At 60.0% G+C, this 20,658-nt stretch carries 22 protein-coding genes; 14 read left to right on the top strand and 8 right to left on the bottom strand.

What is annotated here, in order from left to right; genetic code table 11:
- Positions 1 to 82 precede the first annotated feature (82 nt).
- Complete coding sequence (locus tag EJ576_RS15555) at positions 83 to 928, top strand: D-hexose-6-phosphate mutarotase (protein ID WP_028617698.1); 846 nt, start codon at positions 83 to 85, stop codon at positions 926 to 928.
- 114 nt (positions 929 to 1,042) lie between these two features.
- Here EJ576_RS15555 and EJ576_RS15550 read toward each other — a convergent pair whose 3' ends face one another.
- Positions 1,043 to 1,903 carry a MurR/RpiR family transcriptional regulator gene (locus EJ576_RS15550; RefSeq protein WP_170039859.1) on the bottom strand — a complete coding sequence of 287 codons (861 nt, stop codon included), beginning with the start codon at positions 1,901 to 1,903 and terminating at the stop codon, positions 1,043 to 1,045.
- A gap of 219 nt (positions 1,904 to 2,122) precedes the next feature.
- Between EJ576_RS15550 and zwf the strand changes: the two genes are divergently transcribed.
- From zwf to EJ576_RS15535, 3 genes are read left to right on the top strand one after another with little or no spacing between them, the layout of a single operon-like run.
- A complete protein-coding gene (gene zwf / locus EJ576_RS15545; protein WP_025858439.1) occupies positions 2,123 to 3,589 on the top strand; it encodes a glucose-6-phosphate dehydrogenase in 1,467 nt (488 codons plus the stop codon).
- Entirely contained in the window at positions 3,576 to 4,289 is a 714-nt protein-coding gene (gene pgl, locus EJ576_RS15540; protein ID WP_126570674.1) for a 6-phosphogluconolactonase, read from the top strand. Before zwf ends, pgl begins: the two co-directional genes overlap by 14 nt.
- A 17-nt stretch (positions 4,290 to 4,306) precedes the next feature.
- The gene (locus tag EJ576_RS15535; RefSeq protein ID WP_025858441.1) at positions 4,307 to 4,972 is read left to right on the top strand and encodes a bifunctional 4-hydroxy-2-oxoglutarate aldolase/2-dehydro-3-deoxy-phosphogluconate aldolase; all 666 of its coding nucleotides are present in this window, start codon (positions 4,307 to 4,309) and stop codon (positions 4,970 to 4,972) included.
- 202 nt (positions 4,973 to 5,174) lie between these two features.
- Here the strand turns inward: EJ576_RS15535 and EJ576_RS15530 are convergent, their stop codons facing one another.
- Entirely contained in the window at positions 5,175 to 6,350 is a 1,176-nt protein-coding gene (locus EJ576_RS15530; RefSeq protein WP_126570673.1) for an aminotransferase class V-fold PLP-dependent enzyme, read from the bottom strand.
- A gap of 11 nt (positions 6,351 to 6,361) precedes the next feature.
- On the bottom strand, positions 6,362 to 6,598 hold the full coding sequence (locus EJ576_RS15525) for a DUF3820 family protein (protein ID WP_010208204.1): 237 nt from the start codon (positions 6,596 to 6,598) through the stop codon (positions 6,362 to 6,364).
- Positions 6,599 to 6,803: 205 nt separating this feature from the next.
- Between EJ576_RS15525 and EJ576_RS15520 the strand changes: the two genes are divergently transcribed.
- On the top strand, positions 6,804 to 7,271 hold the full coding sequence (locus EJ576_RS15520) for a PA2169 family four-helix-bundle protein (RefSeq protein WP_126570672.1): 468 nt from the start codon (positions 6,804 to 6,806) through the stop codon (positions 7,269 to 7,271).
- Positions 7,272 to 7,326: 55 nt separating this feature from the next.
- Here EJ576_RS15520 and EJ576_RS15515 read toward each other — a convergent pair whose 3' ends face one another.
- Positions 7,327 to 7,797 carry a MaoC family dehydratase gene (locus tag EJ576_RS15515; RefSeq protein WP_010208208.1) on the bottom strand — a complete coding sequence of 157 codons (471 nt, stop codon included), beginning with the start codon at positions 7,795 to 7,797 and terminating at the stop codon, positions 7,327 to 7,329.
- 57 nt (positions 7,798 to 7,854) lie between these two features.
- Positions 7,855 to 8,799, bottom strand: a complete 945-nt coding sequence (locus EJ576_RS15510) for an alpha/beta hydrolase (RefSeq protein ID WP_123474654.1) — start codon at positions 8,797 to 8,799, stop codon at positions 7,855 to 7,857.
- Positions 8,800 to 9,018: 219 nt separating this feature from the next.
- Between EJ576_RS15510 and fadD2 the strand changes: the two genes are divergently transcribed.
- The gene (fadD2, locus tag EJ576_RS15505; protein WP_068932381.1) at positions 9,019 to 10,707 is read left to right on the top strand and encodes a long-chain-fatty-acid--CoA ligase FadD2; all 1,689 of its coding nucleotides are present in this window, start codon (positions 9,019 to 9,021) and stop codon (positions 10,705 to 10,707) included.
- 393 nt (positions 10,708 to 11,100) lie between these two features.
- Positions 11,101 to 12,792, top strand: a complete 1,692-nt coding sequence (gene fadD1 / locus EJ576_RS15500) for a long-chain-fatty-acid--CoA ligase FadD1 (RefSeq protein ID WP_028617690.1) — start codon at positions 11,101 to 11,103, stop codon at positions 12,790 to 12,792.
- A gap of 115 nt (positions 12,793 to 12,907) precedes the next feature.
- On the opposite strand, the gene EJ576_RS15495 is transcribed toward fadD1, so the two are convergent.
- Positions 12,908 to 13,285 (bottom strand): hypothetical protein, encoded by a 378-nt coding sequence (locus tag EJ576_RS15495; protein ID WP_010208214.1) that lies wholly within the window; start codon positions 13,283 to 13,285, stop codon positions 12,908 to 12,910.
- 201 nt (positions 13,286 to 13,486) lie between these two features.
- Here EJ576_RS15495 and EJ576_RS15490 point away from each other — a divergent pair, with 201 nt between their 5' ends.
- The 3 genes from EJ576_RS15490 (at position 13,487) to def (ending at position 15,347) form a co-directional block, all read left to right on the top strand.
- Positions 13,487 to 13,672 carry a CsbD family protein gene (locus EJ576_RS15490; RefSeq protein WP_028617689.1) on the top strand — a complete coding sequence of 62 codons (186 nt, stop codon included), beginning with the start codon at positions 13,487 to 13,489 and terminating at the stop codon, positions 13,670 to 13,672.
- Between the two features lie 181 nt (positions 13,673 to 13,853).
- Positions 13,854 to 14,804, top strand: coding sequence for a YihY/virulence factor BrkB family protein (locus tag EJ576_RS15485; RefSeq protein ID WP_016975971.1), 951 nt, complete (start codon positions 13,854 to 13,856; stop codon positions 14,802 to 14,804).
- A gap of 3 nt (positions 14,805 to 14,807) precedes the next feature.
- Positions 14,808 to 15,347: a peptide deformylase gene (def, locus tag EJ576_RS15480; RefSeq protein WP_028617688.1), complete on the top strand. Its 540-nt coding sequence runs from the start codon at positions 14,808 to 14,810 to the stop codon at positions 15,345 to 15,347.
- A 202-nt stretch (positions 15,348 to 15,549) separates the two neighbouring features.
- Here the strand turns inward: def and EJ576_RS15475 are convergent, their stop codons facing one another.
- Entirely contained in the window at positions 15,550 to 16,368 is an 819-nt protein-coding gene (locus tag EJ576_RS15475) for a class I SAM-dependent methyltransferase (RefSeq protein ID WP_126570671.1), read from the bottom strand.
- Between the two features lie 59 nt (positions 16,369 to 16,427).
- On the bottom strand, positions 16,428 to 16,865 hold the full coding sequence (locus tag EJ576_RS15470) for a GNAT family N-acetyltransferase (RefSeq protein WP_122728503.1): 438 nt from the start codon (positions 16,863 to 16,865) through the stop codon (positions 16,428 to 16,430).
- 301 nt (positions 16,866 to 17,166) lie between these two features.
- Here EJ576_RS15470 and EJ576_RS15465 point away from each other — a divergent pair, with 301 nt between their 5' ends.
- From EJ576_RS15465 to EJ576_RS15450, 4 genes are all read left to right on the top strand, one after another.
- On the top strand, positions 17,167 to 18,096 hold the full coding sequence (locus tag EJ576_RS15465; RefSeq protein WP_126570670.1) for a fatty acid desaturase: 930 nt from the start codon (positions 17,167 to 17,169) through the stop codon (positions 18,094 to 18,096).
- Positions 18,097 to 18,105: 9 nt separating this feature from the next.
- Positions 18,106 to 18,897, top strand: a complete 792-nt coding sequence (locus tag EJ576_RS15460) for a phosphate/phosphite/phosphonate ABC transporter substrate-binding protein (protein WP_126570669.1) — start codon at positions 18,106 to 18,108, stop codon at positions 18,895 to 18,897.
- Between the two features lie 108 nt (positions 18,898 to 19,005).
- A complete protein-coding gene (locus EJ576_RS15455; protein WP_016975977.1) occupies positions 19,006 to 19,515 on the top strand; it encodes a sigma-70 family RNA polymerase sigma factor in 510 nt (169 codons plus the stop codon).
- Positions 19,512 to 20,456, top strand: coding sequence for a FecR domain-containing protein (locus tag EJ576_RS15450; protein ID WP_126570668.1), 945 nt, complete (start codon positions 19,512 to 19,514; stop codon positions 20,454 to 20,456). The genes EJ576_RS15455 and EJ576_RS15450 overlap by 4 nt, the downstream gene beginning before the upstream one ends.
- Positions 20,457 to 20,658 lie beyond the last annotated feature (202 nt).

Genomic DNA, 20,658 nt, shown 5'->3' with positions numbered 1-20,658 from the left:
CCTCTCTGTGCGCATTTTGCGGGTAGCCATGGCTACCCGCTTTTTTTGGGCGGCACCGTGAAGACATTCAGGACTGTGGCACATGCATGAGCAACCGCTGCAACGCTTTTTCAAATCCCTGCGCGAGCGCCCGGTGTTCGCCTGGGAGCGCTTCCAGATGCGTGACGTGTTGGTGATCGACCATCCGCTGTGCCAAGCGGTGTTCAGTCGCCAGGGCGCGCAATTGCTGCACTTTCAGCCTACCGGTCAGAAGCCTTGGTTGTGGTGTGCGGCCAAGTGGCCGCAAGTCGGCGCCATCCGTGGTGGCGTTCCGGTGTGCTGGCCGTGGTATGGCCGTCACCCGAGCGAAAATGCCTGGCCTTCCCATGGCTGGGCGAGGCTGATCGACTGGAAACTGCTCGACAGCAGCACCGACGACGACGGCGTACGCCTGCACTGGCAATTGCAGTTGTGCGACTGGCAAGTCGACCTGCACGCGCATCTGGGCGAAACCCTGGAACTGCGCCTGAGCACCGAGCATCAGGACGAACTGCCGTGCCAACTGAGTCACGCGTTGCATGCTTACTGGCGTATTGGTCACGTCGATGAGGTAGCGCTGTCTGGGCTTGAGGGCGCGCAGGGTTACGACCAGCTCAATCGCCAGGTTTGCCAGCAGGAAGGCGAGCTACGCGTGGAGGGCGGGTGCCAACGGGTGTTCCAGCACGAAGGCGAATTACAGCTCAAGGATCACGCCTGGCAGCGTGAATTGTGCATTGATACGGGCGACAGCGCCGACACGGTGGTGTGGCACCCAGGCAGCCGGCCACTGTTGGGCGTGAGCTTCAATGAGGCGTCGGGGTTTGTGTGCGTGGAGTCGGCGATGGCCGGGGCGAGCCTGGCGCCGGGGGAGCGGGCGCATTTGAGTTTGCAGGCCAGGGCTGGGGTTTAGTGGTGTGGCTGCAGGCCTCATCGGGGGCAAGCCCCCTCCCACGTTGTTAGCGCTTTCCCCTGTGGGAGGGGGCTTGCCCCCGATAAGGCTAATACGGCCAACACAAAGGCCGGCTTAGTTGAACTCATCCCCCACCGGATACCGGCTGTCATTCAAGCTCTCTTTGATCTTGCGCAAATGCGGCTGGAAATCCACCCCGCGACGCAACGTCATGCCGGTTGCCAGCACGTCCAGCACCGTCAGTTGGATAATTCGCGAGGTCATCGGCATGTAGATGTCGGTGTCTTCCGGCAACGGGATGTTCAGACTCACGGTACTGGCCTTGGCCAGTGGCGAGTTCTCGGCGGTCACGCCCAGCACCGACGCACCGTTTTCCCGCGCAATACGCGCCACTTCCACCAGTTCACGGGTACGCCCGGTGTAGGAAATGATCACGAACAGCTCGCCCGTGTGTGCCACTGAGGCGATCATGCGCTGCATCAGTACGTCGGCGTGGGCCGTCACCGCCAGGTTGAAGCGGAAAAACTTGTGCAACGCATCCATGGCTACCGGGGCCGAAGCACCGAGGCCAAAGAAGTGAATCTGGCGGGCCTGGATCAACAGGTCCACGGCTTTGCTGATCAGGGCCGGGTCCAGGGCCTGGCAGGCGCTGTCGAGCGAGGCAATGGCGCTGCCAAAGATCTTCTGGGTGTAGGCCTCAGGGTTATCATCGGCCTCCACCGCGCGGCTGACGTACGCGGCACCACTGGCCAGGCTTTGCGCCAGCTGCAATTTCAGTTCAGGGTAACCGCTGACACCGAACGAACGGCAGAAACGGTTGACCGTCGGTTCACTGACCGAGGCGGCCTGGGCCAGGGCGGCGATAGAGAAGCGGGTCGCCTGCTGCGGGTTGAGCAGGATGACCTCGGCGACTTTTTTCTCGGCCTTGTTCAATTCTTCGAGGCGGTTCCGGATCTGTTCCAGAAGATTTCGCACGCGGTCCATTCAGTCTTTCCTTCGGGCGACGATGCAAATAAAAGGTGGCAACCAATCGATGAGTGGTCTTTTGCGGTGGCCTATCCTACTGAGGGTAGCTGAACACCACCACTCGGAATGCGTATTTCGGGAAAATGTTGTGGTTATTACTACATTTTTCCTTGAGTGATGCCTTGAAAAAAGGTATTTGTAGCTTAACTTGATAAAAGAACAAACATCATGCCTTCGATAACCGTAGAACCCTGCACCTTTGCCCTGTTTGGCGCCTTGGGTGATCTGGCGCTGCGCAAGTTATTTCCTGCCCTCTATCAACTCGATGGCGCCGCGCTCCTGCACGACGATACGCGCATCCTGGCCCTGGCCCGTGAAGCCGGTTCCGAGCAACAGCACCTGGCGCACATTGAAAAAGAATTGCGTAAATACGTCGGCAAGGAACTGGACGAAACCATCGCCCAGCGTTTCCTGGCGCGCCTGACTTATGTTCACGTCGACTTCATGAAAGCCGATGACTACGTGGCCCTGGCGGAAATCGCCGGCACCGAACAACGCTTGATCGCCTACTTTGCCACCCCGGCGGCGGTGTACGGCGCGATTTGCGAGAACCTGTCCAAGGTCGGCCTGGCGGAAAACACCCGCGTGGTGCTGGAAAAGCCCATCGGTTCGGACCTGGAGTCCTCGCGCAAGGTCAACGACGCCGTGGCGCAGTTCTTCCCGGAGAACCGCACCTACCGCATCGACCACTACCTGGGCAAAGAGACCGTCCAGAACCTGATCGCCCTGCGTTTCGCCAACAGCCTGTTCGAAACCCAGTGGAACCAGAACTACATCTCCCACGTGGAAATCACCGTGGCCGAGCAGGTCGGTATCGAAGGCCGTTGGGGCTATTTCGACAAGGCCGGCCAACTGCGCGACATGATCCAGAACCACTTGCTGCAGTTGCTGTGCCTGATCGCCATGGACCCGCCGGCCGACCTGTCCGCCGACAGCATTCGCGACGAGAAGGTCAAGGTGCTCAAGGCCCTGGCGCCGATCAGCCCGGACGGTCTGACCACCCAAGTGGTGCGCGGCCAGTACATCGCTGGCTACAGCGCCGGCAAGCCTGTGCCGGGGTACCTGGAGGAAGAGAATTCCAACACCCAGAGCGACACTGAGACCTTTGTCGCCCTGCGTGCCGATATCCGCAACTGGCGTTGGGCCGGAGTGCCGTTCTACCTGCGCACCGGCAAGCGCATGCCGCAGAAGTTGTCGCAGATCGTCATTCACTTCAAGGAACCGTCCCACTACATCTTCGCTCCCGAGCAGCGCCTGCAGATCAGCAACAAACTGATCATCCGCCTGCAGCCGGACGAAGGTATTTCCTTGCGCGTGATGACCAAGGAGCAGGGCCTGGACAAGGGCATGCAACTGCGCAGCGGGCCACTGCAACTGAATTTTTCCGACACCTACCGCAGCGCCCGGATCCCGGATGCCTACGAGCGGTTGTTGTTGGAAGTGATGCGCGGCAATCAGAACCTGTTTGTTCGCAAAGATGAAATCGAAGCCGCGTGGAAGTGGTGTGACCAGTTGATCGCCGGGTGGAAGAAATCCGGTGATGCGCCCAAGCCGTACGCGGCGGGTTCCTGGGGGCCGATGAGCTCGATTGCACTGATCACGCGGGATGGGAGGTCGTGGTATGGCGATATCTGATTTGAAACTGCCCCAGGGCGTAACCCCCCATGAGTACCGCACCCCGGTGCTGTTGGCGGAAGGGCTGGCCAATGACGTGGCCGAGCAGTTGCGCACGGCCATCAGTGCCCGTGGCGAAGCGACCCTGGTAGTGTCCGGTGGCCGTAGCCCCGTGGCGTTTTTCCAGCACTTGGCCAAGCAGGGCCTGGACTGGTCCAAGGTCACCATCACCCTGGCCGACGAGCGTTGGGTGCCGGTGGAACACGCCGACAGCAATGCGGGCCTGTTGAAGCAGCACCTGCTGCAAGGCCCGGCGGCCAAGGCCAAGTTCCTGAGCCTTTACAGCGCTGCCGCCAACCTCGAAGACGCTGCCGAGCAGGCCGATCGCCTGCTGGCCGAATTACCAGCCATTGATGTGCTGGTCCTGGGCATGGGCGATGACGGTCATACCGCGTCGCTGTTCCCCAATAGCCCGAACCTGAGCGAAGCACTGGAGGCCGACGGTACCCGCCGTTGCTGGCCGATGCTGGCGCCGACCGTGCCGCACCAGCGCCTGACCATGAGTCGCGCGTTGCTGGCCACGGCGAAGTACACCGTGCTGTCGATTTCCGGCAGTTCGAAATTGACCACCTTGAGCGCCGCGCTGGCCAGTGACGACGTTGCTGCCATGCCGATTCGCGCGTTTCTGCAACCTACATTAGAGATTTACTGGTGCCCATGAGCCAAGGATCAGCCGCTATGAAAAGCCCTCAACCGACCGTGTCCATGGCGGATAAAGTTGCCTTGATCGACAGCCTCTGCGCCAAGGCGCGGATCCTGCCGGTGATCACCATTGCTCGCGAACAGGACATCCTGCCGCTGGCCGATGCCCTGGCAGCCGGTGGTTTGACCGCATTGGAAGTGACCCTGCGTTCCGAGTTCGGCCTCAAGGCCATTCAGGTCCTGCGCGAGCAACGCCCTGAACTGTGCACCGGTGCCGGCACCGTGCTCGACCGCCACATGCTTGAAGCCGCCGAAGTGGCCGGTTCGCAGTTCATCGTCACCCCAGGCATCACCCGCGACCTGCTGGAAGCCTCGGTGCACAGCCCGATCCCGCTGCTGCCCGGCATCAGCAATGCCTCGGGCATCATGGAAGGCTATGGCCTGGGCTACCGCCGCTTCAAGCTGTTCCCGGCCGAAGTCAGCGGCGGCGTGGCTGCAATCAAGGCCCTGGGTGGTCCGTTCGGCGAAGTGAAGTTCTGCCCGACCGGCGGCGTCGGCCCGGCCAACATCAAAAACTACATGGCGTTGAAAAACGTGATGTGCGTGGGCGGTAGCTGGATGCTCGACCCTGAGTGGGTCAAGAACGGCGACTGGGCACGCATCCAGGAAGTCACCGCTGAGGCGCTGGCGCTGCTGGATTGATCTGATTTACCGAATCGTTGTTGCTGTGCTTAACGGCATTTTTGCGGTGCACTTGGTCGGTGTACCGCTTTTTTTTGCCTGTAGAAAACCTCAAGAACACCGATGTTCAAATGTGGGAGCTGGCTTGCCTGCGATGGCGGTGTCTCAGTGCCAGATAGGTTGCTGACCCACCGCCATCGCAGGCAAGCCAGCTCCCACATGTTTAATCTGCGTTCAGTTTGGTAATCGCGTTCACCAACACGCTGATATCCGCAGCTGAAGTCACCAACCCTGGTGTCACCCGAATGCACGTCCCAAACGCCGCACCCACGCGCGTGGTAGTAAACAAGTCAAAGTCCCTGAGCAACCGATCCACCATCACCTGCTGGTCCCTTCCGACAAATTTGAACGCCGTAATCCCGCAATACAGCCTGGGATCATCCGGCGTCAGCACTTCAATACCCGGCAAAGCCCGCACCTGTTTCACCCACAAATCCCGCAGGTAATTAACCCGCGCACCCTTGGCCGCCGAGCCACCCAATTCCCGGTGCTCTTCAAACACCAATGGCAGTGTCATCAGCGCCGGGAAATTCGGCGTGCTGTAGGGCGTACGTGCGCGAACGTCGGTGGCGGGGTAGTGGAACTCGCCCATGTCCGGATCAATGTCTGCCAGACGCTCTGGGGCGATGTACAGAAAGCCCAACGTCAGCGGGGCGCCAATCCATTTGTGCAGGTTGAAACCGGCAAACTGGATCCCCAATTCGGCCAGGTTGAATTCGATCTGGCCCAGGGCATGGGCGCCGTCGAGGATCACATCGATGCCCTGCTCGCGCGCAGCCTGGGCAATCGCGGCCACCGGCATGACCAAGCCGGTGCGGTGGGTCACGTGGGTCAGTGCCATCAGTTTCAAGCGCGGGTACTGCACGAATGCATCGCGATACGTCTGCACCAGGCTGTCGAAACTCGCCGGGTGCGTGTGGGACAGTTCGATGACTTCCACGCCGCGATAGCCCGCCAGCCAGCGCATCGCGCCTTTAACGGTGTCGTACTCCAGGTCGCTGATCAGCACCTGATCGCCCGGTTGCAGGCGGTTGTAGTTGCGGATCAGCGATTGCAGGGCTTCGGTGGCATTGCGGGTGAAGGCCACTGCGGCGGGGTCAGCGTCGATCAGCCCGGCCAGTTGGCAGCGGATCGCATCGTTTTCGCCACGCTCGAATTGCTGGCGCACATGCAACGAGTTGCTACGGTTGATAAACGCAACGTGTTCCAGGTACTGCGCCTGTACTGCTTGGCTCATGCGGCCGAAGTAACCGTTTTCCAGGTTGATCGGGCCGGGCTCCAGCGCGTAACGCTGGGCGATGGTGTACCAGTGAAGTTCGTTGTCTGCATTCCGTGGCATGGGCTGGGCTCTTAATGACGAGGGGCGGGTTTGCCGTGTTTTGCGCGCAGCGGTTCTAACAATTCAGACAAGCCGTTGCTGTCGATTTCCTGCATCAGGGCCAGCAGACCACCCAGCTCGCCATGGGGGAAACCTTCGCGGGCAAACCAGTTCAGGTAGGGGCCGGGCAGGTCGGCGATGATCCGTCCCTTGTATTTGCCGAAGGGCATTTCGCGGGTGATCAGCAGTTCGAGTTTTTCGGGATTCATGAAGGCTCAGGTGTTTGTATCGAGAGCTTGGAAAATACAGGCATTCTGCATGAAGGCCAAATGACAGATCATGCAAATAACGTACATACAGATGGTTCAATTTATCGTAAGTTATTGAAATATAAAATTAATTATGTTTTTGAAAACCTGGCACGGGCGCTGCAACTACTAAGACAACCTTCTAACCCGTACAAGGAATTGAAAAATGACTGACATCAATAAAGAATCGATCTCCGTACTGAACGACCTGATCGAGACCAGCATCGACGGCCAAAAGGGTTTCAAGGAGTGCGCTGAAGACATCAAGCACCCAGAACTCAAAGCCCTGTTTGCCAAGCGTTCCGCTGACTGCGCCACCGCCGCCGCTGAACTGAAAACTGCCGTACGTGCCTTGGGCGGTGATCCTGAAGATTCCGGCAGCGTTGCTGGTGCCCTGCACCGTGGTTGGGTCGACGTCAAGTCGATGCTCACCGGCAAGGATGAAGAGGCTGTGCTGAACGAAGCCGAGCGTGGTGAAGACCATGCCCTGAAGGCTTATAAAGACGCGCTCGAGAAGATCAACAAGCACAACCTGCTGGGCATTCGTGATCTGGTTGAGCGTCAGTATCACGGCGTACAACGCAACCACGACCAGGTGAAAGCCCTGCGTAACCAGGCTCGCGCTCAGTCTTGAGGCGTAGCTGAATAGGAAAAGCCCCGCTGATGCGGGGCTTTTTTATGCGCAAGGATCAGCCAATGCTGATCGGCGGCAATTCGGTCAAGGTCACGACTTGCTGCTTACGCGGCGCAAGGATCTCCGCCTCACCGTCCACCACCAACTCATCACGCTGGTTGAACACACGGGTGGCGATGCGCACGCGGAATTTCGGCAGCTTTTCGAGGATTTCCAGGCGCACGGTCAAGGTGTCGCCGATCTTTACCGGCTTCTGGAAGCTCATCTGCTGGCCGATGTAGATGGTGCCCGGCCCAGGCAACTCGCAGGCAACGGCCGCGCTGATCAAGGCGCCGCTGAACATGCCATGGGCGATACGCTCCTTGAACATGGTCGCCTTGGCGTACTCGGCGTCCAGGTGCACCGGGTTGTGGTCACCGGACATCGCGGCGAACAGCTGGATATCGCGCTCTTCCACCAATTTGCTGTAGCTGGCGGTCTGGCCGACTTCGAGGGCTTCGTACGGGGTGTTGGTTACCTGGGTCATCTAAAGGTGCATCCTGTGGCTAATCGGTAATTTAATTGACTGATTTTAAACGAAAAATTATTCGCAGCGGGTCGGCCTGCGTAATGTCAGCGCCTGGTCGAGCCACGCCAGCACATCCGCTGTGACAGCGTCGCGGTTGGTTTCGTTGAACACTTCATGACGCGCCTGCGGGTAGACAGCCAGTTGCAGGTGCTGGCAGCCGGCGTCGCGCAACGCGTCGGCCAGACTGTTGAGACGCTTGCCCTCACTCACCGGATCACATTCGCCGCCCATCACCAGGATCGGCAGGCCCGGATCTATCTGCGCGAGATTGGACGCTTTGCTGATCTGCTGCAAGCCGCCTAGCAGGTCGATCCAGAGCTGGTTGGTACAGCGGAACCCGCACAGTGGGTCGTTGATGTACTTGTCCACCTCATCCGGGTCACGGCTGAGCCAATCGAAGGCGGTGCGATTGGGTTTGAACGCTTTATTGAACGAGCCAAACGACAGGAATTCGATCAGCGCACTACGCCCGCGCAACCCTTGGCGCAGGCGCTCGAACCGCGCGATCACCCGTGCGGCGCGGTACAGCGCCACCGGCTGGAAGTTCGAGCCACTGAGAATCGCCCCATGCAGGCTGGCGCTGTGGTGCAGCAGGTAGGCCTGGGCGATGTAACTGCCCATGCTGTGGCCCAGCAGAATGATCGGCAACCCCGGCTGTTGCTGGCCGATATGCTGGTTGAGACTGGCCAGGTCGCCCACCACCTTGTTCCAGCCGTCCTTCTCGGCGTACAGGCCCAAGGTGCCTTCATCGGCGGTACGGCCGTGTCCGCGCTGGTCCAGCGCATACAGGCCGTAGCCGGCGCCGCACAGGGCCTCGGCCAGGCGTGCATAGCGCCCACTGTGTTCGGCCATGCCATGGGACAGCATTACCACGGCCTTGGCCGGGCCGTCGGGCATCCATTGATTGACGTACAGGCGGCTGCGGTCATTCGCGGCCAGCCAGAAGGTGCTGTGGTTCATGGCGCTTCCTTTGCTCAGGGTCGTTGCAGTGTATAGCTCATCTATTGAAGGGCAGCGTATCTGTCTATGCATCCTAGGCATCAGGGGCAAGATTCATACAATCAATGACACGATTTAGCGTATTTGCCTGTTTGGTCATAGCTGCTAACGTCCCCAAAGCTCCGCTTTTTATAGCGTTAGGAAAGCGGCCGGACACACTCAGGTAAGAGGACAAGAATAATGCAACCTGATTTCTGGAATGACAAACGCGCGGCGGGCGTTCCCAATGATATCGACCTGTCTGCCTACAAGTCGGTGATCGAGGTCTTCGAGCGCTCCTGCAAGGCTTTTGCCGACCGTCCGGCATTCAGCAACATGGGCATCACCCTGACTTACGCCGAGCTTGAGCGCCAGAGTGCGGCGTTCGCCGGCTATCTGCAACAGCACACCGACCTCAAGCCGGGCGACCGCATTGCGGTGCAGATGCCCAACGTGCTGCATTACCCGATTGCCGTGTTCGGCGCCTTGCGTGCCGGGCTGATCGTGGTCAACACCAACCCGCTGTATACCCCGCGTGAGATGCGTCACCAGTTCAAGGACGCCGGCGTACGTGCGCTGGTCTACCTCAACCTGTTCGGCTCGCGGGTGCAGGAGGTGTGCAGCGACACCGAGATCGACTACCTGATCGAAGCCAAGATGGGCGACTTCATGCCCGCCGCCAAAGGCTGGCTGGTCAACACCCTGGTCGACAAGGTCAAAAAGATGGTGCCAGCCTACAGCCTGCCGCGCGCGGTGTCGTTCAAGCGCGCACTGCGCATGGGCGCGGGCCTGGGCGTGACACGCCACCCGGTGACCCTGGACGATATCGCCGTGCTGCAATACACCGGCGGCACCACCGGCCTGGCCAAGGGCGCGATGCTCACCCACGGCAACCTGGTGGCAAACATGCAACAGGTGCGCGCCTGTATGTCCCAGACCGGTGAGGACGGCCACCCGTTGATCAAGGAAGGGCAGGAGGTGATGATCGCGCCGCTGCCGCTGTATCACATCTATGCCTTCACGGCGAATTGCATGTGCATGATGGTCTCGGGCAACCACAACGTGCTGATCACCAACCCGCGGGACATCGGCGGCTTTATCAAGGAGCTGAAAAAGTGGCGCTTCACCGGGCTGCTGGGGCTCAACACGCTGTTCGTGGCGTTGATGGACCATCCTGACTTCAAGTCCCTCGACTTCTCCCACCTCAAGCTCACCAACTCCGGCGGCACTGCACTGATCAAGGCCACTGCCGAGCGCTGGCAGCAGATCACCGGTTGCGCCATCGGCGAAGGCTACGGCCTCACGGAAACCTCTCCGGTGGCCAGCACCAACCCCTATGGCAATAAATCCCGCCTGGGCACCGTGGGCATCCCGGTGCCGGCCACGGCGATGAAAGTGATCGATGATCAGGGCGTCGAGTTGCCCTTGGGCGAACGTGGTGAGCTGTGCATCAAGGGCCCACAGGTGATGAAGGGCTACTGGCAGCAACCGGCTGCTACCGCTGAAGCGCTGGACGCCGAAGGCTGGCTCAAGACCGGTGACATCGCGGTGATCGACGAAGATGGCTTTGTGCGCATCGTCGACCGCAAGAAAGACCTGATCATCGTCTCGGGTTTCAACGTGTACCCCAACGAAATCGAAGACGTGGTGATGGCTCACCCGGCCGTGGCCAACTGTGCGGTGATCGGCGTGCCGGACGAGCGCACAGGGGAGGCGGTGAAGCTGTTTGTGGTGGCACGTGCCGAAGGGGTGAGCCTTGAGGAGCTGAAGGCTTATTGCAAGACCAACTTCACCGGGTACAAGGTGCCCAAGCACATTGTGTTGCGGGAGTCGTTGCCGATGACGCCGGTGGGCAAGATTTTGCGGCGTGAGCTTCGCGACATCGCCTGATGTGAAATGCGGTCAAGAATGTGGGAGGGGGCTTGCCCCCGATAGCGGAGAGTCAGTCACCAGATGTATCGACTGGGGCACTGCAATCGGGGGCAAGCCCCCTCCCATATTTGTTTTAGGTTGGCCTGAAGAGCTTGTTCCAGAGCCTTTTATGGAGGTATTTCAGCTATATTTAAACCGTGACCAAATATTGTAGGACAGTCGCGTTTATGACCGTGGGGCCCATCTTTGGCTCTAGGCGACCTTTGGCAAAGCTGCTACTCTCGGCGCGCTTTGTGACGTCTCGGCCTGCTTGAAAGCGCCAGATTCACCTAAAAAAACATACACCAATAATAATCGCATCAAATGCGATGATGAATTCGCGTCGCTGACGTCGCTGAGGAGTGGGCTTCCATGAACGAAGACTTTTGGAAGGATAAGTACCCCGCCGGGATTGCTGCAGAAATCAATCCAGACGAGTATCCGAATATTCAGGCGGTACTGAAGCAGTCCTGCCAGCGCTTCGCCAACAAACCGGCTTTCAGCAACCTGGGCAAGACCATCACCTACGGTGAGTTGTACGAATTGTCCGGCGCCTTCGCCGCGTACCTGCAACAGCACACCGACTTGAAGCCCGGCGATCGCATCGCCGTGCAACTGCCCAACGTCCTCCAGTACCCGGTTGCCGTGTTCGGTGCCATCCGTGCCGGGCTGATCGTGGTCAACACCAACCCGCTGTACACCGCGCGGGAAATGGAACACCAATTCAACGACTCCGGTGCCAAGGCCCTTGTCTGCCTGGCCAACATGGCGCACCTGGCGGAAAAGGTCGTGCCCAAGACCGCCGTCAAGCATGTGATCGTCACCGAAGTCGCCGACCTGTTGCCGCCGCTCAAGCGCCTGCTGATCAACAGCGTCATCAAGTACGTGAAAAAAATGGTCCCGGCCTATCACTTGCCCAACGCGATCAAATTCAATGACGTGCTGGCCAAGGGGAACGGCCAACCGGTCAACGATGCCAGCCCGGCCAGTGGCGATGTGGCGGTGCTGCAATACACCGGCGGCACCACCGGCGTGGCCAAGGGCGCGATGCTCACCCACCGCAACCTGGTCGCCAACATGTTGCAGTGCAAGGCGCTGATGGGCTCCAACCTCAATGAAGGTTGCGAGATCCTGATCACCCCGCTGCCGCTGTACCACATCTATGCGTTCACCTTTCATTGCATGGCGATGATGCTGATCGGCAACCACAACATCCTGATCAGCAACCCGCGCGACCTGCCGGCGATGGTCAAGGAACTGTCGAAGTGGAAGTTCAGTGGATTTGTCGGCTTGAACACGCTGTTCGTGGCGCTGTGCAACAACGAGGCATTCCGCAAGCTGGACTTCTCCGCGCTGAAAGTCACCCTGTCCGGCGGCATGGCCCTGCAATTGGCCGCCGCTGAGCGCTGGAAGGCCGTGACCGGGTGTGGCATCTGCGAAGGCTACGGCATGACCGAAACCAGCCCGGTGGCCACCGTGAACCCGATCCAGCACATCCAGATCGGCACCATCGGCATTCCGGTGCCGTCCACCGTGTGCAAAGTCATCGCCGACGACGGCACTGAACTTGCCCTGGGTGAAACCGGCGAGCTGTGCGTCAAGGGCCCGCAAGTGATGAAGGGCTACTGGCAGCGCCAGGACGCTACCGACGAGATGCTCGACAGCGAAGGCTGGCTCAAGACCGGTGACATCGCGATCATCCAGCCCGACGGCTACATGCGCATTGTCGACCGTAAGAAGGACATGATCCTGGTTTCGGGTTTCAACGTGTACCCCAATGAGCTGGAGGACGTGCTGGCGGGCTTGCCGGGCGTGCTGCAGTGCGCGGCCATCGGTGTGCCGGACGAGAAGTCCGGGGAACATATCAAGCTGTTTATCGTGGTCAAGCCGGGCGCGACCCTGACCAAGGACCAGGTGATGGAGCACATGCGCGCCAACGTCACCGCCTACAAAGTGCCCAAGGCCGTGGAGTTCCGTGATGCATTGCCGACCACCAACGTGGGCAAGATCCTGCGCCGTGAGTTGCGCGACGAAGAGTTGAAGAAGCTCGGTCTTAAAAAGTAACGCTATACCAATGTGGGAGGGGGCTTGCCCCCGATGGCGGTGTATCAGTCAGCAATCTGTAGCTGACACACCATCATCGGGGGCAAGCCCCCTCCCACATATTGAACCGCGTTTTTTATAGGGCGAACTGCGCGAATCCCACGCCAGCCCCCGCCGGACGCACATCCTTCAAGAACGAATCCTTGTCCGCACTCAGCTCCAGCGTAATCTCCGGCTTGCGCTTGCCGGCATTGCGTACCACCAAGCCTTCGATGTGCTCACGCAAAAACGCCGTCGGCACCTTCAGGTGCAGCAACTGGTCAGTCTCGGCGTTGTGCATCAACAGGTGGATCCACTCGTACTGGCCCACGGCAATCCGGCCCACCGGCAGGTCGAACCACCAGATGTTGCGTTTGCGGTCCAGGTCGGTGAAGTGGCAGTTGTTGACGCCGAGTACGGCACCGCCCAGTTCGGTGTTTCGGCGGGCGATGGCCTGTGCTTTATTGAGTTTCATAACCTTCCTACGGGATCTGTTATTCAGCGTGTGAGCCTGAATGTGCCGGGCATTCTCAGGGGTTGGCGGCAAAACATAAAGCCAAACCTGCGGCCGGCGATGAAATGCGTGGGCAAAAATAATTGAAACTCTGCTGAACGGCCTCGGGTCAATCTTTAGGTAATGACCCAAAACCCTTGATTGTTCTTTCGGAGAAATACCATGAGCAGTACATCTGACAAGGTTAAAGGCGTGGCAAACGAGGCGGTCGGCAATATCAAGCAAGGTGTCGGTAAAGTCACCGGCAACGACAAACTGCGCGCTGAAGGTGTGGTCCAGGAAAAGAAAGGCGAAGTGCAGAAAGCGGTAGGCGACACCAAGGACGCGGTCAAAAAAGCGACCAAATAACACTGAATCGCTGGCTGGTTACACGCAGCCCGACGGCCATCCACGGATGGCCGTTTTTGTGTCACCTGATGCGGTTAAAGTTTCGAAATTGTTTCAAGGTCGCCAAATAGGCTACCTTGATGTAGAAAACGGCCCCTGAGTCGCCCACGAACCCAACCTTTTTGCGGCGAAAGGAGACGCTATGATTTTTCCGGTTCTCGATGGTCTCAAGCTGCACAAAGTGCTGCTGCGCACCGTCAAGGAATTCGTCGATGACGAAATGCCCACGTACGCCTCGGCACTGGCCTACCAGATGCTGTTTTCGCTGTTTCCCTTCCTGCTGTTCCTGATTGCCCTGATCGGCTTCCTGCACCTGCCAGACTTTTTCACCTGGCTGCGCCTGCAGTCGGAACTGGTGTTGCCGCCGCAGGCGCTGGAGCAGGTCAACCCGGTTATCGACCAATTGCAGCAATCCAAGGGTGGCCTGCTGTCGGTGGGTATCGTGATCGCATTGTGGACGGCCTCGGCCGGCGTGCGCCTGATGATGAGCGCGATGAACGCCGCTTATGACGTGGTTGAAGGCCGACCGATCTGGAAACGCTTCCCGCTGTCGATTTTCTACACCGTTGGCATCGCCGGCATGCTGCTGGCCGCCGCCGCACTGATGGTGCTGGGCCCGCAAGTGATGGAGTGGCTGGCCGGGCAGATCGGCATGCAGGAGTTCGTGGTCACCCTGTGGACCATCCTGCGCTGGCCGTTGATTGTGATTTTGCTGATGTTCGCCGTGGCCCTCATGTACTACGTGATGCCCGATGTCGAACAGAAGTTCCGCTTCATCACCCCAGGCTCGGTGTTGGCGGTGGTGGTGTGGATCGTCGCGTCACTGGGTTTCGGCTACTACGTCAAAACCTTTGCCGACTACAACGCCATGTATGGCAGTATCGGCGCAATCATTGTGTTGCTCCTGTACTTCTACATTTCCGCCGCCGTGCTGTTGCTGGGCGCGGAGATGAATGCGGTGATTGAGCACATGTCCGCCGAAGGCAAGGATCCGGGTGAAAAAGAGTTCGATGAGCCCGGCCACACCGATGAAAAACAACACGTCTCAGGCCTCGGCCGGGACCACTCCAAGCCCACTGCCGATGAAGTCTGATCGATGATCCGTGAAATCCTGAAAATGGGCGACGAGCGCCTGCTGCGTATCGCGCCTCCGGTTCCGCCGGAAATGTTCGACAGCCCCGAGCTGTGGCAATTGATCGATGACATGTTCCAGACTATGGAACACGTGGGCGGCGTCGGCCTGGCCGCTCCGCAGATCGGTGTCGACCTGCAATTGGTGATCTTCGGTTTCGAGGCCAGCGAACGCTACCCGGACGCGCCGCCGGTGCCGCAGACGATCCTGATCAACCCGCTGATCACGCCGTTGAGTCCGGTGCTGGAGGAAGGCTATGAAGGTTGCCTGTCCGTGCCGGGTTTGCGGGGGGCAGTGGATCGCTATCAGCAGATTCGCTACGAAGGTTTTGATCCCAAGGGTGAACCCATCGTGCGCTTTGCCGATGGTTTCCATGCGCGGGTGGTACAGCATGAGTGTGATCACCTGATCGGCCGGTTGTACCCGTCGCGGATCACCGACTTCAGCAAGTTCGGCTTTATCGAAGTGATGTTCCCGGACTTGGATCCCACGGCCGACGATTGATCCTGCATCTGAATGTAAGGCTGCTTGTTGTGGTGAGCGGGCTTGTTGTGGTGAGCGGGCTTGTCCCGCGCTGGGCTGCGAAGCGGCCCTATCCAAGCCACCGCGGCGCGTCAGGCGCACTGCGGTGAAAGGTTTGGGTCTGCTCCTCAGCCCAGCGCGGGACAAGCCCGCTCACCACAGAAAAGCGATACTTCAATAATTGTTATCGGGTCGGTTTAATGAACCGCAGCGTCATCCGATCCGACTCCCCGATCGCCACATACTTCGCCTTGTCCTGCTCGCCCAATCTCAGGGTCGGCGGCAACGTCCACACGCCAGCCGGGTAGTCCTTGGTGTCCTTCGGATTAGCATTCACCTCGCTCTGTCCCGCCAGCTTGAACCCGGCATCGGACGCCAGCTTCACCACCTGCGCCGTTGTCAGGTAACCGCTGTCCTTGATCGTTTCCAGATCCGCCCCATCCTTGGCCCGGTGATCTTCCACGCCCAGCACGCCGCCCGGTTTCAGTACCTTGTAGAACGCACTGAACGTGGCCGGCGCAGTACCTGCCTCGACCCAGTTATGCACATTGCGGAACGTCAGCACTGCATCCGCCGACGCGGGTTTGCCGAACACCGGCGCCTTGGAATCGAACTCGACGACTTCAGCTTTACCGTACCGAGCCGGATCAGCCACGAATTTCTTTCTCAGGTTCTCTTCGGACGTGCGCGCATAGGCGCTGCTGCTCGCCGCCTGCACCGCGGCGATGTAGTGCCCATGATCCTTGAGCAGCGGCGCCAGCACTTCGCTGTACCAGCCGCCACCGGGGGTGATCTCAATCACCGTCTGCTTGGCGCCCAGGCCAAAGAATTCCAGCGTCTGTTGCGGGTGGCGATAGCCGTCGCGGGCGCTGTTGGCCGGGTCGCGCCAACTACCGGCGAGTACGCTCTGGTACTGCTCGGCGGTGATGGCTGCGTCGGCTGCCTGGCTCGAGACCGGGACGAGCAGGGCGGTGAGGGAGAGAACTGCAAGCGTCGTTTTCATGATCATCCTGTAAAGGGCCACTGTGCCGCCGAGGCTAGCATGGGCCCTGCAGGCGCTGATCACACATTATTTGCGGTCGACCTCACCAAACGATCTAAGCCCATCGCGATCATGGGTTTGTTGCGCTTGTAGCGTACCAAGCGTTCGCTGAGGGATTGCGGCAGCACGGTGTCCTGAGTGAAGCCCATGCGTTGATACAACCCTTCCAGGTCTGGATGACACAACAACCACAGGGTGCCGTCGACATCGGCAACCGCTGCCTCGATCACCCGCGCCGCCAGCCCTTGGCCGCGATAGGCAGGGTCAACGAACACCCCGGTCAACCATTGCCCACCTACCACGGGTGTCAGGCACAACCCGGCGACGATCTCACCGTCCCGCGCCACCCACAAACGCCCACCCTTGAGCGCCTTCATCGACGAATTGTGGTTGCGGTAAAACTTGTTCAGCAGCGGCCACAGCGGCTCTGCCAGCGGTTCGATGTTCAATTCGGGCATGGTGTTCAGGCAGCGTTATCCAGGGCCGGGGATTATAAGCGCCTTCTACCGGGCAATAGGTGGTATACCCAGTGCTACATCCCCTGTCAGTGGAGCATGCATCATGGCCAAAGGTATGGATTCAAAGAAAGCCGCGAAGAAAAAACCGGCAAAGACCGCCGATGAAAAACGCGCAGACAAAAAGGCCAAGAAGTCTGAAACAGGCCTGTTCGGTCACTGAGTTACAAGCTTAGAACCAAACGATCTGCAAGATTTTCCCGCCCCATTGCACAGAGCAGGAAACACCTGCTCTGAGCTGCCGATGGCTAACTACCTTGATCTGACCCAGCGCCGGGAAATCGAAGCCCTGGCCACCACCTTTATCGCAAGAACCGAATGGCCAACCTGGCTGCTGCTGATCGGCGTGTACGTCGGTTGGTTCGCCGTGATCCTGGGTAGCCATTGGCTAGGCTTGGGGTTGAGCCTCTTGCTGCTGATTCCTATCGTGACGCTGTGGCTGTCGGTGCAACACGAATTGCTCCACGGCCATCCCACCCGTTCGCTGCGGCTCAATAAGCTGCTTGGCTATGCGCCCTTTGCCGTGTGGTATCCCTACACGCTGTACCGCGACAGCCACCTGTTGCACCACAACGATGAAGACCTGACTCTGCCGGGCATCGACCCGGAAAGCCGCTACCTCAACCAGCAGCAATGGGACACCAGCTCGCTGTTCGAGCGTGGCGTGCATTGGCTGACCAAGACCGTGCTCGGCCGGTTCCTGCTGGCGGCACCCTTGGCGATTGGCCGTCTGGCCCGTCACGAATACCGGCGGCTGCCCCAGGTGTGGCCGATGTGGCTGGTCCACAGCGCCGTTACCGTATTGATGCTGGGCTTCATCGCCCACTACAGCGCGCTCTCTGTGTGGCATTACCTGCTGCTGGTCAGCGTGCCGGCCTTGTCCCTGGCCTCGATCCGTTCCTACTATGAACACCGCCCGCACCCGCAGCCGGAGCAACGCACCGTGCTCAACGAAGCGTCCTGGCCGTGGACCTGGCTGTTCCTCAACAACAACCTGCACTTGGTGCACCACGACCTGCCGAAACTGCCCTGGTACTTGCTGCCCACGGTCTACCGCGCCCGGCGTGAGCAATGGGTGGCGCGCAGCGGCGGCTTCCTGGTGCAGGGCTATGGCCAGTTGATCAGCCGTCACGGCCTCAAGGCCATCGACAGCCCCCGTCACCCTTTTGCGTGAGAGATGACCATGAGTGACCACTATGCTGAGCTGTTGATGTATGTCGCGCCCGCACCGATCGAGCAGGCCAACCAGCAGTGGATTGCGCGCATCCTCGACCACCTGGGCATGGGGCGACTCGACGCCGCGCATCTCGACCTGCACAGTCTGTGGCTCGCGCCTGAATTACTCCTGACACAGACTTGCGGTTATCCACTGATGACCCAGCTGCGCGGGCAAGTCCGTGTCATTGGCCGCCCGCGCTACGAGCTGCCCCACAGCAGTCAAGGCGAGCACTGCAGCCTATTGCTGACCCGCGATGACAGCTCTCGATTTACCCTGTCGGACTTCTACAACAGCCGTGGCGTTATCAACGGTCACGACTCCAACAGCGGCATGAACCTGCTGCGCGAACGCCTGGCACCCTTGCAACGCGACGGGCGTTTCTTCGCCAGCGTCGCCATCAGCGGCGCCCACCGCGAGAGCCTGCGCTGGCTGCGCGAAGACCGCGCCGACCTCGCCGCCATCGACAGCGTCACCTACGACTACCTGGCCCGTTTCGCGCCGCAGGAAGTGGCGGGGCTGCGCATCGTCAGCCGTAGCGCGCCGAGCCCGACCTTGCCCTATATCGGCCCATTGGGCTTGAGCGATGAACAGGTCATTCAACTCCGCCAGGCCATGAATCAGGCGTTGCAGGACTTGCCGCAAGTCGCCGAGACGCTGGGCCTGCAGGCCGTGCTACCCGCCAGCGAAGACGACTACGAAGTGCTCCTGGAGTACCAACGACAGGCCATCGACGCCGGCTTCCCGATACTTCAATAAGGTTATATAAAAATACCTTTTAAATATTATTAAAGAATAAGCAGCCTTGCTAGGATCGCTCCACCGGAACACCGGACATAACGCGCAACCTACTCAGATGGAGCCACTATGTCCGGCGCCGACACTTCTCACAGCGATTACGTGGGCGGATTGTTCCGCAGTCATTACGACTGGCTGTGCAGCCGTTTGCACCGCCACCTCGATTCCCGTGCCCACGCCGAAGACATCGCCGCCGACACCTTCGTCCAGTTGCTGAGCGCGCCGGGTGTCGTGCCCATCCGCCAGCCGCGTGCGCTACTTACCACCATCGCCCAGCGGCTGATGTATCAACTGTGGCGGCGCCGTGATCTGGAACGGGCCTACCTCGACGCCCTCGACAACGACGAAACCTCCACCGCGCCGTCTCCCGAAGAGCTGGCACAAATGCTCGAAGCCCTGCAAGCCATCGACCAGTTGCTCGACGGCTTGCCGGCCAAGGTCAAGGCGACCTTTTTGCTCTCGCAGCTCAATGGCCTGACCTACCCGGAAATCGCCAGCGAACTGGGGATTTCCCAGCGTTCAGTCAGCGACTATATGACCCGCGCCTTCAACCGCTGCCTGCGGCTGTGCCTGGAATGAGCGACGAGCTGATCGACAGCGCCACGCGCTGGTACGTGCTGCTGCGCTCCGGCCAAGCCACGGCGGGCGACTGGCAACGCTATGAACAATGGCGCGCTGCCGACCCGCGTCATGATGCCTTGTGCCGACAGTTGGAAAGCCGCCTGGGCATGTTCCAGGTTCCCCAGGCGCAAGGGGTGAGTGGCAAGGTGGTGCAGCAGGCGCTGGAGGCATCGTCCAGTCGACGTCATGTGTTGCAGGTTGCTCTGGCCGGAGCTGGTGTGGCAGTTGGCGCGGCCTTGCTGGCCAAGCCGCTCGGCGTGCCGTTGACTGAACTCACGGCGGATATCCGCACCGGCACCGGCGAGCGCCGTGCCGTCACGTTGGACGATGGCAGCGAATTGCTGCTCAACGCGCAAAGCGCGGCCGACATCCAGTTTGATCCGCAACGCCGCCTGATACGTCTGCGCGAAGGCGAGTTGTTGGCCAAGGTCGCCAGTGATCGCATCCGACCGTTTTTGATCCAAACCGACCAGACCCGCCTGCGCGCCTATGGCAACCGGTTCCTGGTGCGTCAACGGGAAGGGATGGGTCAGGTGGTCGCCCTCAACGGCGCGGTGGAAATCGACGGCCAGAACGGCGAACGCCTGCAACTCGCCGCTGGCCATGAAGTGCATTACGACCGTGCTGGATTCGGTCCGGTGCAGGCCAGTTCCTCCGGCGCCACGGCCTGGGTCGACGGCTTCCTGCAAGTGCGCGACCGCCCGCTGGCTGAAGTCATCGACGCACTGCGGCCCTATCACAATGGCGTGCTGCGCCTGGACCCCGCCGTGGCGGGCCTGCGCGTCAGCGGCTTGTATCGGCTGGACAACCCCCAACAAATCCTCGACACCCTGGCGCGCACCTTGCCGATCCACATCACCCGCCGCACCGGTTTGTGGGTGACTGTCAATGCGGTCTAGCAGGTTCACGCAGTCCCTGTGGGAGCTGGCTTGCCTGCGATGCGGGCGACTCGGTGCATCAGCCCTACCGAGGCGATTTCATCGCAGGCAAGCCAGCTCCCACACTGATCGGGTTCTCACTTCAAGTGTGGGTTCTAAGAACATAACCAAACGATCTGCAAGTTTTCCCCCCGCCGTCCCACATCACTCCCGTAAGCGCTGC

This window comes from Pseudomonas sp. C 49-2 (assembly GCF_003970195.1).
GTDB classification, from domain to species: Bacteria; Pseudomonadota; Gammaproteobacteria; order Pseudomonadales; family Pseudomonadaceae; genus Aquipseudomonas; species Aquipseudomonas canadensis.
Note: the sequence above shows the minus strand (reverse complement) of the source record. Positions and strands in the feature narration are given on the sequence as shown.

What these genes read in the sequence shown, in the direction of transcription:
- EJ576_RS15555 (WP_028617698.1), top strand. Translation starts at nt 83, where the DNA reads ATGCATGAGCAACCGCTGCAACGCTTTTTCAAATCCCTGCGCGAGCGC.
- zwf (WP_025858439.1), top strand. Translation starts at nt 2,123, where the DNA reads ATGCCTTCGATAACCGTAGAACCCTGCACCTTTGCCCTGTTTGGCGCC.
- pgl (WP_126570674.1), top strand. Translation starts at nt 3,576, where the DNA reads ATGGCGATATCTGATTTGAAACTGCCCCAGGGCGTAACCCCCCATGAG.
- EJ576_RS15535 (WP_025858441.1), top strand. Translation starts at nt 4,307, where the DNA reads ATGAAAAGCCCTCAACCGACCGTGTCCATGGCGGATAAAGTTGCCTTG.
- EJ576_RS15530 (WP_126570673.1), bottom strand. Translation starts at nt 6,350, where the DNA reads ATGCCACGGAATGCAGACAACGAACTTCACTGGTACACCATCGCCCAG.
- EJ576_RS15525 (WP_010208204.1), bottom strand. Translation starts at nt 6,598, where the DNA reads ATGAATCCCGAAAAACTCGAACTGCTGATCACCCGCGAAATGCCCTTC.
- EJ576_RS15520 (WP_126570672.1), top strand. Translation starts at nt 6,804, where the DNA reads ATGACTGACATCAATAAAGAATCGATCTCCGTACTGAACGACCTGATC.
- EJ576_RS15515 (WP_010208208.1), bottom strand. Translation starts at nt 7,797, where the DNA reads ATGACCCAGGTAACCAACACCCCGTACGAAGCCCTCGAAGTCGGCCAG.
- EJ576_RS15510 (WP_123474654.1), bottom strand. Translation starts at nt 8,799, where the DNA reads ATGAACCACAGCACCTTCTGGCTGGCCGCGAATGACCGCAGCCGCCTG.
- fadD2 (WP_068932381.1), top strand. Translation starts at nt 9,019, where the DNA reads ATGCAACCTGATTTCTGGAATGACAAACGCGCGGCGGGCGTTCCCAAT.
- fadD1 (WP_028617690.1), top strand. Translation starts at nt 11,101, where the DNA reads ATGAACGAAGACTTTTGGAAGGATAAGTACCCCGCCGGGATTGCTGCA.
- EJ576_RS15495 (WP_010208214.1), bottom strand. Translation starts at nt 13,285, where the DNA reads ATGAAACTCAATAAAGCACAGGCCATCGCCCGCCGAAACACCGAACTG.
- EJ576_RS15490 (WP_028617689.1), top strand. Translation starts at nt 13,487, where the DNA reads ATGAGCAGTACATCTGACAAGGTTAAAGGCGTGGCAAACGAGGCGGTC.
- EJ576_RS15485 (WP_016975971.1), top strand. Translation starts at nt 13,854, where the DNA reads ATGATTTTTCCGGTTCTCGATGGTCTCAAGCTGCACAAAGTGCTGCTG.
- def (WP_028617688.1), top strand. Translation starts at nt 14,808, where the DNA reads ATGATCCGTGAAATCCTGAAAATGGGCGACGAGCGCCTGCTGCGTATC.
- EJ576_RS15475 (WP_126570671.1), bottom strand. Translation starts at nt 16,368, where the DNA reads ATGAAAACGACGCTTGCAGTTCTCTCCCTCACCGCCCTGCTCGTCCCG.
- EJ576_RS15470 (WP_122728503.1), bottom strand. Translation starts at nt 16,865, where the DNA reads ATGCCCGAATTGAACATCGAACCGCTGGCAGAGCCGCTGTGGCCGCTG.
- EJ576_RS15465 (WP_126570670.1), top strand. Translation starts at nt 17,167, where the DNA reads ATGGCTAACTACCTTGATCTGACCCAGCGCCGGGAAATCGAAGCCCTG.
- EJ576_RS15460 (WP_126570669.1), top strand. Translation starts at nt 18,106, where the DNA reads ATGAGTGACCACTATGCTGAGCTGTTGATGTATGTCGCGCCCGCACCG.
- EJ576_RS15455 (WP_016975977.1), top strand. Translation starts at nt 19,006, where the DNA reads ATGTCCGGCGCCGACACTTCTCACAGCGATTACGTGGGCGGATTGTTC.
- EJ576_RS15450 (WP_126570668.1), top strand. Translation starts at nt 19,512, where the DNA reads ATGAGCGACGAGCTGATCGACAGCGCCACGCGCTGGTACGTGCTGCTG.